17 protein-coding genes and 1 other annotated feature are annotated in these 14,135 nt (G+C 40.2%); all 17 genes read left to right on the top strand.

The features are described 5' to 3' along the window. Positions 1 to 69: 69 nt before the first annotated feature. The 17 genes from MKY27_RS11380 to obgE all read left to right on the top strand — a co-directional run bounded on the left by MKY27_RS11380 (position 70) and on the right by obgE (position 14,126). Entirely contained in the window at positions 70 to 1,341 is a 1,272-nt protein-coding gene (locus tag MKY27_RS11380; protein ID WP_339195145.1) for a folylpolyglutamate synthase/dihydrofolate synthase family protein, read from the top strand. Next, complete coding sequence (locus MKY27_RS11375; RefSeq protein ID WP_339195143.1) at positions 1,338 to 2,585, top strand: folylpolyglutamate synthase/dihydrofolate synthase family protein; 1,248 nt, start codon at positions 1,338 to 1,340, stop codon at positions 2,583 to 2,585. The genes MKY27_RS11380 and MKY27_RS11375 overlap by 4 nt, the downstream gene beginning before the upstream one ends. 189 nt (positions 2,586 to 2,774) lie before the next feature. After that, positions 2,775 to 3,374, top strand: coding sequence for a translation initiation factor 2 (locus tag MKY27_RS11370; RefSeq protein ID WP_339199712.1), 600 nt, complete (start codon positions 2,775 to 2,777; stop codon positions 3,372 to 3,374). A 105-nt stretch (positions 3,375 to 3,479) separates the two neighbouring features. Then, a complete protein-coding gene (locus MKY27_RS11365) occupies positions 3,480 to 4,073 on the top strand; it encodes a Maf family protein (protein WP_339172199.1) in 594 nt (197 codons plus the stop codon). An 11-nt stretch (positions 4,074 to 4,084) separates the two neighbouring features. Beyond that, positions 4,085 to 4,786 (top strand): DNA repair protein RadC, encoded by a 702-nt coding sequence (gene radC / locus MKY27_RS11360; RefSeq protein WP_339172196.1) that lies wholly within the window; start codon positions 4,085 to 4,087, stop codon positions 4,784 to 4,786. A 580-nt stretch (positions 4,787 to 5,366) separates the two neighbouring features. Beyond that, a complete protein-coding gene (locus MKY27_RS11355) occupies positions 5,367 to 6,383 on the top strand; it encodes a rod shape-determining protein (protein WP_079528052.1) in 1,017 nt (338 codons plus the stop codon). Between the two features lie 12 nt (positions 6,384 to 6,395). After that, complete coding sequence (gene mreC / locus MKY27_RS11350; RefSeq protein ID WP_339172193.1) at positions 6,396 to 7,313, top strand: rod shape-determining protein MreC; 918 nt, start codon at positions 6,396 to 6,398, stop codon at positions 7,311 to 7,313. Next, entirely contained in the window at positions 7,313 to 7,831 is a 519-nt protein-coding gene (gene mreD, locus MKY27_RS11345; RefSeq protein WP_339195140.1) for a rod shape-determining protein MreD, read from the top strand. The genes mreC and mreD overlap by 1 nt, the downstream gene beginning before the upstream one ends. Positions 7,832 to 7,922: 91 nt before the next feature. Beyond that, positions 7,923 to 8,591 carry a septum site-determining protein MinC gene (locus MKY27_RS11340; RefSeq protein WP_339195138.1) on the top strand — a complete coding sequence of 223 codons (669 nt, stop codon included), beginning with the start codon at positions 7,923 to 7,925 and terminating at the stop codon, positions 8,589 to 8,591. A gap of 87 nt (positions 8,592 to 8,678) precedes the next feature. Then, positions 8,679 to 9,476: a septum site-determining protein MinD gene (minD, locus tag MKY27_RS11335; RefSeq protein WP_339176622.1), complete on the top strand. Its 798-nt coding sequence runs from the start codon at positions 8,679 to 8,681 to the stop codon at positions 9,474 to 9,476. A 362-nt stretch (positions 9,477 to 9,838) separates the two neighbouring features. After that, on the top strand, positions 9,839 to 10,378 hold the full coding sequence (locus MKY27_RS11330) for a hypothetical protein (protein ID WP_339172187.1): 540 nt from the start codon (positions 9,839 to 9,841) through the stop codon (positions 10,376 to 10,378). Then, complete coding sequence (locus MKY27_RS11325; protein WP_339172186.1) at positions 10,379 to 10,990, top strand: M50 family metallopeptidase; 612 nt, start codon at positions 10,379 to 10,381, stop codon at positions 10,988 to 10,990. It begins immediately after the preceding gene. A gap of 45 nt (positions 10,991 to 11,035) precedes the next feature. Continuing rightward, positions 11,036 to 11,113 (top strand) — a sequence feature (ribosomal protein L21 leader region). Positions 11,114 to 11,127: 14 nt separating this feature from the next. Continuing rightward, positions 11,128 to 11,436, top strand: a complete 309-nt coding sequence (gene rplU, locus MKY27_RS11320) for a 50S ribosomal protein L21 (protein WP_008405205.1) — start codon at positions 11,128 to 11,130, stop codon at positions 11,434 to 11,436. Between the two features lie 16 nt (positions 11,437 to 11,452). After that, positions 11,453 to 11,794: a ribosomal-processing cysteine protease Prp gene (locus MKY27_RS11315; protein WP_339172183.1), complete on the top strand. Its 342-nt coding sequence runs from the start codon at positions 11,453 to 11,455 to the stop codon at positions 11,792 to 11,794. 13 nt (positions 11,795 to 11,807) lie between these two features. Next, positions 11,808 to 12,104: a 50S ribosomal protein L27 gene (rpmA, locus tag MKY27_RS11310; protein ID WP_008405208.1), complete on the top strand. Its 297-nt coding sequence runs from the start codon at positions 11,808 to 11,810 to the stop codon at positions 12,102 to 12,104. A 204-nt stretch (positions 12,105 to 12,308) separates the two neighbouring features. After that, positions 12,309 to 12,824, top strand: a complete 516-nt coding sequence (locus MKY27_RS11305; RefSeq protein ID WP_339195135.1) for a Spo0B domain-containing protein — start codon at positions 12,309 to 12,311, stop codon at positions 12,822 to 12,824. 12 nt (positions 12,825 to 12,836) lie between these two features. Further along, positions 12,837 to 14,126: a GTPase ObgE gene (gene obgE, locus MKY27_RS11300; protein ID WP_339172180.1), complete on the top strand. Its 1,290-nt coding sequence runs from the start codon at positions 12,837 to 12,839 to the stop codon at positions 14,124 to 14,126. The last annotated feature ends 9 nt before the right edge of the window (positions 14,127 to 14,135 follow it).

The raw sequence follows: 14,135 nt of genomic DNA, 5'->3' as shown, positions 1-14,135 counted from the left end.
TTTCTTTTAATTCAGCTATAATAAAACATATTACATATTACATATTAGCCGTATTAGGGAGAGAACATAATGTTTCAAACGATGGAGCAATGCACAGATTTCATTTTTAAATTAAAAGCAAGCCAATATAAAGGCGAACCATTACAGTCAGCGAAGATCATCCTCGATGCGCTTGGCAATCCGGAACAAAAAACAAAATTTATCCATTTTGCCGGCTCCAATGGCAAAGGTTCAACATTAAATGCAACAAGGGAGATTTTTATGGAGCACGGCTTAACGGTGGGTGCCTTTACCTCTCCGCATCTTGAGCGTGCCAATGAACGGGTGACAATCAATAAACAGCAAATTTCCGATGAGGATTTTTTACGTATTGCAAATGAAATAGCGGAAGTTATTAATCATAAAATGGACGGGAAATTCCCGAGCTTTTTTGAGTTCGTGACATTGCTTGCCTTAAAATACTTTTCGGAGCAGCAGTTGGATATCGCATTGCTGGAAACCGGTATTGGCGGGCGTTTGGACTCGACAAATGTTGTGACGCCTGAAGTAAGTGTCATTACAACAATATCGCTTGAGCATACGGATATGCTCGGGGAGACATATGCCGAAATCGCCGCAGAAAAAGCCGGGATTATTAAGCTAGGTAAGCCGGTCGTTGTCGGAGTGAAAAATGCCGAAGCGCTCGCGGTCATTCGGCAAACGGCAGCACAGCTTCATGCTCCAATCTATACATTGGGAGAACACTTTCATGTGGAAAATCAAAAAGGTACCCATTTTGATTACCGTGGAAATGTCCTGATCGAGGAAATTGAACTTGCGATGGCAGGGGAACATCAAATGGCGAATGCCGCGCTTGCCATTATGGCAGCAAAATTATACCTCGCGTCATTTAATGCGCAAAAAGTAAGGTTGGCCTTGCAGCATGCGAAGTGGGAAGGCCGTTTTGAAAGAGTGCGCCCCAATATAATTTTGGATGGAGCTCATAATTCGGAAGGGACGACAGCGCTCATAAATACATTAAAGGAAACGGCACCACAGCATAAAGTGAAGTTTGTGTACGCGGCATTACAGGATAAGGACCATGGTGTCAGTATAAATTTAATGGATGATGTCGCATCGGAAATGCACTTCACACAAATTAGCTTGCCGCGTGCGGCGACAGCAAAGCAGCTATATGAGCAAAGCGCACATCCAAATAAGTTTATGCATTCGGACTGGCAGGAGCTAATTGAAAAAGAGATGAATCATTTGGCTGAAGATGAGCTGCTCGTTATTACCGGGTCTTTATATTTTATCGCTGAAGTGCGCAGTTATTTTGCAGAGAGAGGTTGGATTTCATGATTCCGTTACTGGATGTATACAAAGAGAGTTGGCAAGTGGAAAGTGAACGAGCGATCAAGCCGGGTTTGGATGCTATTGAATCCGCGCTTCGTCTGCTTGGACAACCTGAAAAACAGCTGAATGTAGTTCATTTAGCAGGAACGAACGGTAAAGGTTCAACACTCGCTTTTATTGAAGGGATGGCACGAGAGTACGGGTTATCAGTCGGGAAGTTTATGTCGCCTTGTATTGTAGATGTTCATGATCAAATCCAGATTAATGGCCGTTCCATCACAAATGAGCAGATGGACAGGATGTTTCAGCAGTTGGCAAAAGCCGGACTTAGCGGAAAACTGACGGACTTTGAGCTATTGACGGCAGTTGCGCTTTTATACTTTGCTGAGCAAAAGCCGGACTTAGTGTTAATCGAAGCAGGTATGGGCGGCAGGGAAGACAGCACAAATGTGGTGACACCCATTGTCTCGGTTGTCCCGAGCATCGCTTTGGAACATACGAATTTTTTAGGCAATACATTAACGAGTATCGCGTATCACAAAGCCGGAATATTGAAAGAAAATCGTCCAGCGGTCATAGGACAGATGACAGATGAGGTTACCGAAGTTTTCGAAAAGGAAGCCGCTCAGAAAAATGTGCCGTTATTCAAGTTCGGTACCGACTTTTTCATTTCAAAAATTGAAGGAGAGGAAGCATATAAATATCCGCTAATGCAACTAAACATTACGGACTTGCATCGTCAGTTATTAGGACAACACCAAGGACATAATATGGCATTGGCCATTACAGCATTTTTGGAAGTGTTAAAGAAGTTTGAATTGCCGATAGATGATCAAAAGCTCCGCACAGGTGTGAACAATGCAAAACTTGCAGGCCGTTTTGAACAAATCCGACCGAACCTATATTTTGACGGAGCACATAATCCTGCTAGTATCCAGTCATTGATCGATACGGTAAAAGAACATTTCCCAAACAAGCGAATCGAGTTTGTCATCGGTTTACTTGCGGACAAGGATGTTAAAACAATATTACGGCTATTGGAAGAAGTCGGGGATGCTTTTTATTTCGCCAATATTCATAATGAACGGGCAATGCAGGCAATGACTCTTTACGATCATAGTCAGGCGATGGAAAAACATATCGTTGATGACGTAAATGAATTTTTACAGGGCCCAGTACTAGGTGAAACCGTACGGATTGTTACCGGTTCGCTTTATTTATTGAGTGAAATTCGACGGAATATGCAATGAAGACTCAATGACCAACCTTGGTAAAAGCTTGTATATTGCGGTATGGGGCAATTTGAAAGACCTTAAAGCGGGCTGCAAATAATGAAGAATAATAGCGAAAACTTTTTAGAAGGAGGCGACAGCAGTCTCCTCTTTTTTTATCGTTATTTTGCTATGGTTGTATGAAAAAGAGATGGAGCTGTGGCAACGATGAAAGCTTTAAGGAATAATGCCATTTTTCAAGCAATGTTCATTGGAAGTATTACAGGGCTTGCTGGCGTCATACTATTTGTTTTTATTCTGCAACTACCTTCAACAACCGAAGAAGCTGCAGAAACAATCCCGACAACTGTTCAAACACCTGAGGAGCAGCAAGTACAGCAAGAGTATTTTGCATTGCAGCATGGTGTTTTTTCAAATTTTGATAGTGCAGCACAATTTTTGGGGACTTATCCTACATTGAATAAAGCCGCCGTCGTTAAGGTGGGCGAACAATATTTTGTCTGGTCACGACTGGATACTGAAAAAGTGGAAACGGCATTAACGATAGTGCCGACAGGTTTTTATAAAAAAATTACGATTGCGAGCAGCTGTCCAAATCCTGCAGAACTGCAGCTGCCGGTTACATTAAAAGATTCAAAACTGTTCTCGATAGAGGAGGCAGAATCAGTTGACAAGCAACAGGTGCCGGAAGACTGGACAGGAGTAATGACCGAAGTTTCAAAGCTTTCCACGAATCCGAATGTTGTTCGTCTCCATATGTTTATAAATTATTTTGAGAGTCTTGATTGCTTGAAAGTGTCATTTTAATCGGTGGAAACTTCAAGAAATCGTGTTTTCTCATATATAGAAGTGGAGTTGGCTGTTGTTCAAATTTCCTTTTCTCAGTTACTATAGAGTGTAGGAGGATTGGAAATGAATTTTACTACTAATGAACAACTTATATTAGCTTCTGCATCACCACGGAGAAAGGAATTGCTCCAAATGCTGAACGTCCCGTTTGAAATTGTGACAAGTGATGTTGTCGAAACAAGTGTCACTGGCGATACGGTTCATGAATATGTGACAGAAGTGGCATTATTGAAAGCGCGTGATGTGGCTAAGAAATGTCCGGGGCATTGTATAATCGGAGCGGATACAATTGTTGTATTTAATGATCAAATATTGCACAAGCCAGTTTCGGAAGAAGAAGCTATAGAGCATTTAACGAAACTTGCAGGAAAACGGCATGAAGTGATGACTGCTGTTGCTCTGATTTTACCGGATGGAACTGAGCATACATTTGTTGAAGTCACATCGGTGCTGTTTAAAGCTATTTCCCCGCAGATGATCAAGGCCTATGTTCAGACAGGAGATCCTTTTGATAAAGCAGGCGGATACGGAATTCAGACGAGTGGCGCCATGCTCGTTGACCGTATTGAAGGCGACTACAATAATGTCGTCGGTTTACCGATTGCTACATTAGTGCAAAAAATGCTTACATTACAACTACTAAAACTACCATTTTAGGAGTGATGTAAATGACGGTCCAACAACCGTTATTAAATATGAAAATCCATGACGTGCATGAAGCGGACCGCCCGCGAGAACGCCTCATCCGCCAAGGCGCAAAAAGTCTGTCGAACCAGGAGCTTATTGCTATATTGCTCGGTACCGGAACAAAAAGAGAGTCTGTATTGACAGTAGCCAATCGGGTATTGATCAACTTCGAGAAATTGCATAATTTAAAGCATGCAACACTTGAAGAAATGACCGAGATTAAAGGGATTGGGGAAGCGAAGGCAGTTTTGCTGCTTGCTGCGATCGAACTGGGAAGAAGACTCGCATCCAAAGATTTGGAAGAGCGGTTTACAATTCGCTCGCCGGAAGATGCAGCTACCTTCTTAATGCAGGATATGACGTCATTACAGCAGGAACATTTTGTCTGTCTTTTTCTTAACGTAAAAAATCAGGTGCTCCATAAGCAAACCATTTTTGTTGGGAGCTTAAATGCAAGCATCGTCCATCCACGGGAAATTTTTCGCGAAGCTGTAAAACGTTCCGCTGCTTCTATCATTTGTTCCCACAACCATCCAAGCGGCATCCCGACCCCAAGCCCGGAAGATATCGATGTCACGACAAGACTTTATGAAGCCGGTAAAATAGTCGGAGTCGATTTGCTCGACCACGTCATCATTGGCGATCATCAGTTTATAAGCATGAAGGAAAAAGGATATTTCTAGGTAACTGGACAAACGTAGAAATTTTATAGAGAAAGTTCAATAACTCTTATAAAAGAAACGAATACTTTATAAAATTGATTGGAATGGAGGGCGACTCCAGCGGGAAAAGCACGACGCCTGAGACTACAGGCTCAGGCCGTGCCCGCGGAAAGCGTCCCGAAATGGAAATCATTAATACGGACAGTGAAAAAACACCATTTTTTCTTAAAAAGAAAAAATGGTGTTTTGAATTATGTCTCATGATTGTAGTTATTTTATAATTAGGAATTATTACATTGCGATAACAATTATTACGGATTTAAAAATTCATCGACAATTTTCGCAATCGCAACTTTTATCTGTTATATTCGTCATAAGTATGTGGCGATTTTGTTAAATCTTACATATTAATTTTATTTGTCTCGTAACGCAAATAGAAATACAATAGTAAAGTAGTGTTGCAGAAAAAAACATTCGACAAAAGTCGCGATTCGGTGCTAGTAACACTATAATTTTTTGATGGAATTCGTTATAATAGAGCGTATGATTTTGCTAGCATCATAAATTAGAAATCGTTTTAATAAGAAAGGGAGTACTTAATTTGTTTGGATTAGGGAATAAAGATGTCGGGATCGATCTTGGCACAGCTAATACATTAGTATTTGTAAAAGGTAAAGGAATTGTATTACGTGAACCTTCAGTAGTAGCGAAAAATACAAAAACAGGCGATATTGTAGCAGTCGGAAATGACGCAAAAAATATGATCGGTCGTACACCGGGTTCTATCGTGGCTATCCGCCCGATGAAAGATGGCGTTATTGCTGATTTTGAGATTACAACAGCAATGATCCAATATTATTTAAAAGAAGCAATGAAAGCATCGGGTTCTAACTGGAAGAAACCGAATGTCATGATTTGTGTACCATATGGTATTACTTCAGTTGAGCAACGTGCTGTAATTGATGCAAGCCGTCAAGCAGGCGCAAAAGAAGCATTTACAATTGAAGAACCATTTGCTGCGGCAATCGGTGCAAACTTACCTGTATGGGAGCCAACAGGTTCGATGGTAGTTGATATCGGTGGCGGTACAACTGAAGTTGCTGTTATTTCTCTTGGCGGTATTGTAACAAGTGAATCAGTACGTGTTGGTGGTGATGCAATGGATCAGTCTATCATTGCTTACATCCGTAAAACATATAACTTAACTATTGGTGAGCGTACGGCGGAAAGCATCAAGGTTGAAATCGGTACTGCACGTGCTGAAGGACCTGCTGAAACGATGGAAATTCGCGGACGTGACCTGTTAACAGGTTTACCAAAAACAATTGAAATTACATCAGATGAAATTTCAAAATCATTACATGAAGCAATTGTAGTAATTTTAGATGGCGTTAAGAAAACATTGGAACAAACACCACCTGAATTATCTGCAGACGTAATGGAGCGCGGCATTGTTTTAACAGGCGGTGGTGCATTATTACGCAACTTAGATAAAGTAATCAGCGATGAAACAAAAATGCCTGTATTTATTGCTGAAGATCCGTTGGATTGTGTTGCAATCGGTACGGGTAAAGCATTAGATAACATCGCTTTAATTCGCGCGCAACAATTGAAGTAAGGAGGACTGGCAGTGCCACATTTTTCTAATAAAAAGTTAATTGTCCTATTAGTAAGCGTGATTTTTCTAGTGGCATTGATTGGTTTCTCTTTACGTGATCGTCATAACGCAACATTACCCGAGAAAATTATTAAAGATACAGTTGGCTTTGCACAATCGCTTGTCGCAAAGCCGGCTAATTACATAACAGGTATTTTTAGCAATATTGATTCGCTGTTAAATACGTATGAAGAGAACCAGCGCTTAAAAATGCGTCTAGAAGACTTTGCCGTCCTAAAGGCGGAGGTAAGCACATTAAAGGCAGAAAATTCTTCATTGCGTGAACTCGCATCAATCGAGGAAAGTTTGCGTGATTTCGACCCAATTCAGGCGACGGTCATCGCGAGAAACCCTGATCAGTGGGAAGAAAAAATTATTTTAAATAAAGGGACAGCACATGGTGTTGAAAAAAACATGGCTGTTATGACTTCTCGAGGGCTAGTTGGTAAAATTGTCATCGCAACACCTTATACTTCTGAAGTGGAGTTGCTTTATACGAATAATGAAAACTATCGTGTATCAGCAGTAGTCCATGATGAAAAGAATAGGGAAATTCATGGTTTAGTAGAAGGGTATGACGTTGAGCGTAACGAATTATTATTAAAGCGTATCGATTCTAAAGTTGATCTGAAAGAAGGCGGAAAAGTCTTGTCTTCCGGACTCGGTGGAATCTTCCCGAAAGGTATCCTGATCGGTGAGATTACTGAAGTAACAACGGATGATTTCGGTTTAACGAAAATGGCCTATGTCAAACCAGCAGCAGATTTTTCAATGATCGAACATGTTATAATTGCTAAGCGCAAAACAATTTCGGTAGATGGGTCTGACGGGGGCAATACAAATGAAGATCTAGTAAATGGACCAGCCGATGAAAATGAGGGGGATAAGTAATGCTCGCTCGATTTTTAATTGGCTTCGTTGCTGTCTTGCTGTTTTTGCTGGAATCTGAATTCGCCGTCTTCTCTCCATTGCAGTTCGGCGAAGGAATCTATTATTTGATTCCGCGTTTTTTAATTTTATATTTAATTTTTCTATCCATTTATTACAGCCGAAAAAAAGCGATGATTTATGGTCTTATTTTTGGACTTTGTTTTGATGTGTTTTATATTAATATTATTGGTCTATATACAGTTTTATATCCCGCGATCTGCTATATTGCGGCATGGTGTGTAAAACGTGTTCATCCACATTTAGTATTTTCTACGATTTTGGCATTATTGCTAATGATTGTTTTCGAATTTGTTGTATATGAATTTTTCTATATGCTTCAATTTACAACGATGGCGCTTCAGCCGTTTCTAGTAAATCGATTAGTTCCGACAACAATTGGTAATCTATTATTTTTGATAATGCTTGCATGGGCGTTTAAATATTGTCTTAGCGCTCGTGTATTTCAACGGGCACAATAGCATTTTAAAAAAACGAAAAGAAACAAAACGGACCGATAATCCGTTTGTTTTCTTTTCGTTATTATGTAGCGCGAGGTGACTTGAAAAAGCTATGAAAAAACAACTTATCCATATTAAAGGAACAAAAGATGGGTTAGTACTACGTTTGGATGACCAATGTTCTTTTGCTGAGTTGATAGAAGAACTTGGAAAAAAAGTTACAGACGGCCATCTTGATGGTAAAATAGATGTACAACTGCACTTAGGAAAACGTTACTGTACACAAGAGCAAAAAGACCAGCTCACTGAAATTGTGGAAGGACAGCAAAAACTATGTGTAAAAAAGATCCAAAGTGATGTCATTACATTGGAAGAAAGCCATAAACTCCTAGAGACAAGTCGCTTAGAAACATTTGTAGGCATAGTGCGTTCCGGACAAACAATTCGTGTGACGGGTGATATACTTGTGTTAGGGGATGTGAATCCTAACGGACGTATTGAGGCAGGGGGTAATGTACATATTGCGGGTAAGTTAAAGGGCATTGTGCATGCAGGAATGGGTGGCAATGAACAAGCAATTGTATCCGCGTCACATTTTGAACCGACACATATATTAATTGGGAATTATGTGGAAGTAATGACGAACGAGTCGCAATATATATTAGATAATACCGATCAAATTTTTGCCTATCTTGGAGAAAACAATGTAATAGCATATGACAGAATCCAGGAAATAAGAAATGTACGACCGAATTTATCAACATTCAAAGGAGGAAGCTAAATGAGTGATGAAGAATTATTATTCTCTAAGAATACTGATGATACTGGAGCTCAAAAAGCTACCTTATATAAGGAAGGGGCCGCTAATGTGGGAGAAGCAATCGTTATAACTTCAGGAAAAGGTGGAGTAGGGAAAACTACTACGACTGCAAACCTAGGAACGGCATTGGCACTTCAAGGTAAGAAAGTTTGTCTAGTCGATACGGATATCGGACTGCGTAATTTAGACGTTATATTAGGCTTGGAAAATCGGATCATTTATGATTTAGTGGACGTAATTGAAGGGCGCTGTAAAATGCATCAGGCATTAGTGAAAGACAAGCGTGTAGATGAACGTCTATACTTGATGCCTGCTGCCCAAAATACAGACAAAAACGCCATCAACCCTGAACAGATGAAAGCTTTGATTGATGAGTTGAAGCGTGAGTTTGACTATATTTTAATTGATTGTCCTGCTGGTATTGAGCAAGGCTACCGCAATGCGGTTGCTGGTGCGGATCGTGCCATCGTTGTGACGACACCTGAAATTTCTGCAGTAAGAGATGCGGATCGAATTATCGGATTGCTTGAGCAGGAGCCGATTGAACCGCCAAAGCTTATTATTAACCGAATCCGTAAAAGTTTGATGAACACCGGAGATGCAATGGATATTACAGAAGTAACGACTCATTTATCGATTGATTTATTGGGAATCATCGTCGATAGTGAAGATGTTATCAGTTCATCCAACAAAGGTGAACCAATTGTCATGAATCCGAACAACAAAGCATCATTGGGATACCGTAATATCGCACGCCGTATATTAGGGGATTCTGTGCCGCTAATGTCCTTGGAAGATGATCAGCCAAAAGGCGTTTTCGCGAAACTGAAAGCATTATTTAAATAAGAAGTCAGCTGTATGGGATAGATTCAATTATTCTTTACAGCTTTTTTTCTGTTAAGGAAATTAAAGAGTTTTGGCATTGTGGATCACTTTGAAACAGGGTTACTTCCCGTCTAGGCTAAAGCGCCAGCTCCTCGGTCATTTCGGTCCCTCATGCAAAAGTGGTGAAGCGTTTACTTTTGCGTCGGGCCCTCCAATGTCTGAGGCTCACACGATGTGAGTCATTGGGGGCATGCCACATGGATGTGGCGTTTTGCCCACTCGGAGCTGAAAGGGCTTTAGCGCTTTTGTTTCTATGTACAGGCTTTCTTGAATTGTATTGTCATTCCTGACATATAATAGTGCAAAAAGATTGGATGGTGAGCTTGAAAAAATGGCAGTGGCTCATCGCGAGTATTGTCTTTGTTGTTATTTATAGCTGTAATTATTATGGGGATCTCGCTACAAAACGTGTCATCCATTCCATTGTCTACAGTTCGGATGATTTAGTCATGATGCGAAAAGCGGTTGTGAATATGTTATCTAAAGAAGACCAGCAGCTCCCTGTTAGTGCAGATGTATCGATTAATCAGTTACAGCTTTTTGAGACGATTGATCGTTTTAATGACGGATATTTACTCGTGTATGATGAACCGTTTGTATTAAATGCATTGTATGATGGGATGATTGTATTTACGGGCCATACAAAGTATAACGGGAAAACGGTCTCGGTTGTTTATGATACAGGCGATACGGTTACATTCGGATTTGTGGACGACTTCTATGTATTACCGTACACGACCGTAACAAAAGGAACGATAGTCGCAACGAAAAAAAGCGGGGAACTCTACATTCAGATCGAACGTGACGGGCAAGTGTTGAATATGGAAGAAACGATTCGCTGGCTAAAGGAACAGCCGATTTAGATGAAAGTTACGATTCATCCATTGTTTTTGTTACTGCTCTTATCGATTGTTTTATATGGAGATATTGCTTTATACAGCGTTATTATTGTTTCGCTTTTATTTCATGAGTTAGGTCATTTTATTGCTGCAAAACTCGTCGGAGCGAAAATAACGCAATGTAAAATTGTTCCGTACGGCGGGGAAATGACGATTAAGGATGAACTGCAGTTATCCTATAATCAGCTGATCATCATTGCTATTGGAGGACCTGTTGCAACATGTCTCGGAATCTTCATCAGTTTATTTCTGCCTGATATGCTGAGTGCTAAATTAATAGAAGTGCAGCTCTTTATTCTTGCTATTAATCTTGTTCCGATTTGGCCACTCGATGGTGGGAGAATAATATGTTACAGCATTTTGAAACGGCAGCCGTTTTCTAAAATTTTCGAATTTTATTTAACGGCTTCTTTTTATTTACTTACGGGAACAATTATCGTACTATTATATTTATTGCCGCAATCATTATCTTTAGTAATTATTAGCCTCTTTTTATGGAGCAAAGTTATTGGAGATTGGAAATATCGGAAATACCGCGCTGCTTTTGAGAAAATAGTAATGAAGCGGTTGACTTGATAATTTCGATGTGGTAGTATTTTAATGTTATTGTTTGTAGCACCCGTGCTACTGCAACCGCGCTGAACAGGTTTAAGTACCTTTATAGGTCACCTGCAATTCCGGGCGAGTCTGAGTCTAAGAGGAGGTGCATTTTAATGTACGCAATTATCGAAACTGGTGGAAAACAAATCAAAGTTGAAGCAGGTCAAGAAATCTATGTTGAAAAACTAGGTGTGGCTGCTGACGAAATCGTAACTTTTGACAAAGTTTTATTCGTAGGTGGAGAAACAGTTAAAGTTGGAGCTCCAACTGTTGCTGGCGCTACTGTAACAGCGAAAGTTGTTAAAGAAGGTAAGCAAAAGAAAATTACTGTTTTCAAACTTAAAGCGAAAAAGAACTACCGTCGTAAGCAAGGTCACCGTCAACCATACACTAAATTAGTAGTTGAAGCAATCAACGCTTAATAAGTAGGTGATGGACATGATTACAGTAACTATTTATAGTGATGATAATCGTAAATCGTATGGATTTGAAATTTCAGGACATGCTTTATCGGATGTCTATGGTCGAGATTTAGTTTGTGCAGGTGCTTCTGCTGTTGCCTTCGGTGCAGTAAACGCGATCCCGCAAATTACAGGAGTTACTCCTGAAATCGAACAAGGTGCTGAAGGCGGTTACTTAAAAGTGACTATTCCGCAAGCTGAACTGAATGATGAAACAGACGCTAAATTACAAGTTATTCTGAACACAATGGTGACACAGTTCTATACAATGACTGCAAGCTATTCAGAATATATCGAATTGAAATATAAAATGATCTAGGAGGTGGAACAGAATGTTATTATTAACTTTAGATCTTCAATTCTTCGCATCTAAAAAAGGTGTAGGTTCTACTAAAAACGGACGTGACTCTGAGTCTAAACGCCTTGGTGCTAAACGCGCTGATGGTCAATTCGTTACTGGTGGTTCAATTCTTTACCGTCAACGCGGTACAAAAATTTACCCAGGTACAAACGTAGGCCGCGGTGGTGACGATACATTATTCGCAAAAGTTGACGGCGTTGTTAAATTTGAACGCTATGGTCGCGACAAGAAAAAAGTATCTGTATACCCTACAGCTCAAGAAGCATAATTCTTGCAATGAAAGGACTGCATTTATTGCAGTCCTTTTTTTAAGTTTTTGCACAAATTATTGATGATTAACGATGCCTTCAAGTAATGCAAATGGATGATTGAACTTTTCTTAAGTATTGAATATGTCATGAGTATGGAGTATGGAAGGAAAACTGATAAAAAACTTGTTATACTAATAATACTGTAATACGGAGTGTGTGAAATGACCGTTTCGAAATTAACTGTAAGTGAAGCATTGCGCTTTGCAAATCACGATTATTTGAATCAGCTTCATTTAATCCAGATGAACCTGGATTTAGGACGAGTGGATGAAGCGAAAAAGGTGATTTTTGACCAGTCTGAATATTGTAAAATGCTTTCGAACATCAATCGTCTCCAAATTAAGGAAACAGTCGAATGGCTTCAGACCCTTTGCTGGCGTTATCCGGCTTTACAACTAAGCATGACGAGTGATGTAAATGCACCAATACAAAGCAAGTACGATGAAGCGATTGTTCAATACTTGGAAAACACAATTATTCATGTTTACGACAAGCTTGATCCATATGAAGAGCATCAATTACTGTTAAACATCGAAACATATGAAGATAAATGGAATATTTCATTTCATTTAAAGGGAAAATGGGAACAGTCGCCATTTTCAATAGAACAGAATATTTTTAATGTGGAAACATATGAACAAACGGATACAAGTTGGAAATATGTTCTTCACATATGAGGAGTGAAAGAAATGTTTGTCGATCACGTTAAGATTTATGTTAAAGGTGGAGACGGCGGGGATGGAATGGTTGCATTCCGCCGTGAAAAATATGTACCGAATGGTGGTCCTGCAGGTGGAGATGGAGCACGTGGCGGTAACGTAGTATTTGAAGTTGAAGAAGGTTTACGTACGTTAATGGATTTCCGTTACAAACGTCACTTCAAAGCTGAACGTGGAGAGCACGGAATGAGTAAAGGGATGCACGGTCGTCGTGCAGAAGATTTAATCGTTAAGGTGCCACCAGGGACAGTTGTAATGAATGCAGAAACAAAAACAGTCATTGCCGATTTAGTTGAACATGGCCAACAAGCGATTATTGCTAAAGCGGGCCGTGGCGGACGCGGTAACTGCCGTTTTGCAACACCTTCTAACCCTGCACCGGAATTAGCCGAAAAAGGTGAACCAGGTCAGGAACTTGAAGTAATTTTAGAATTGAAAGTATTAGCGGATGTTGGATTGGTAGGTTTCCCTTCAGTAGGTAAATCAACATTACTATCGGTAGTTTCTTCTGCAAAACCTAAAATCGGTGCTTACCACTTTACAACAATCGTACCGAACTTAGGTATGGTGGAAACAGATGATGGCCGTTCATTCGCAATGGCGGATTTACCTGGTCTAATCGAAGGCGCACACCAAGGTGTCGGATTAGGTATGCAGTTCCTGCGTCACATCGAGCGTACACGTGTCATCGTACACGTAATTGATATGTCCGGTATGGAAGGCCGCGAACCTTATGATGATTATGTAACAATCAACAATGAGCTTGAACAATATAATTTACGATTACTTGAGCGTCCTCAAATTATCGTTGCGAACAAAATGGATATGCCGAATGCGGAAGAGAACTTGGAAGAGTTCAAAAAGAAAGTAGGCGAAGATGTAAAAATCTTCCCGATTTCAGCCGTTTCCCGTCAAGGTTTAAAGCCATTGCTATTTGAAATTGCGGATCTTTTAGAAGTAACACCTGAGTTCTTATTACATGATGTACTTGAAGAAGAATCAGATGCGGTAGTAATGTACAAGCATGAAGGCCAAGGTGGCGACTTCGAAATTACACGTGATGATGATGGTGCATACGTACTTTCAGGATACACAATCGAACGCCTATTCAAGATGACGGACTTCAGCCGTGAAGACGGTATTCGACGCTTTGCTCGCCAGTTACGTGCGATGGGTGTCGATGAAGAGTTACGTAAACGCGGTGCTCAAAACGGCGATACTGTTCGTTTAATGGAATTCGAATTTGACTTTGTCGACTAATTAAGTGGG

The sequence above is a fragment of the Solibacillus sp. FSL R5-0449 genome (assembly GCF_037975215.1).
GTDB lineage: Bacteria > Bacillota > Bacilli > Bacillales_A > Planococcaceae > Solibacillus.
This window is presented reverse-complemented; position numbering and strand designations above follow the sequence as displayed.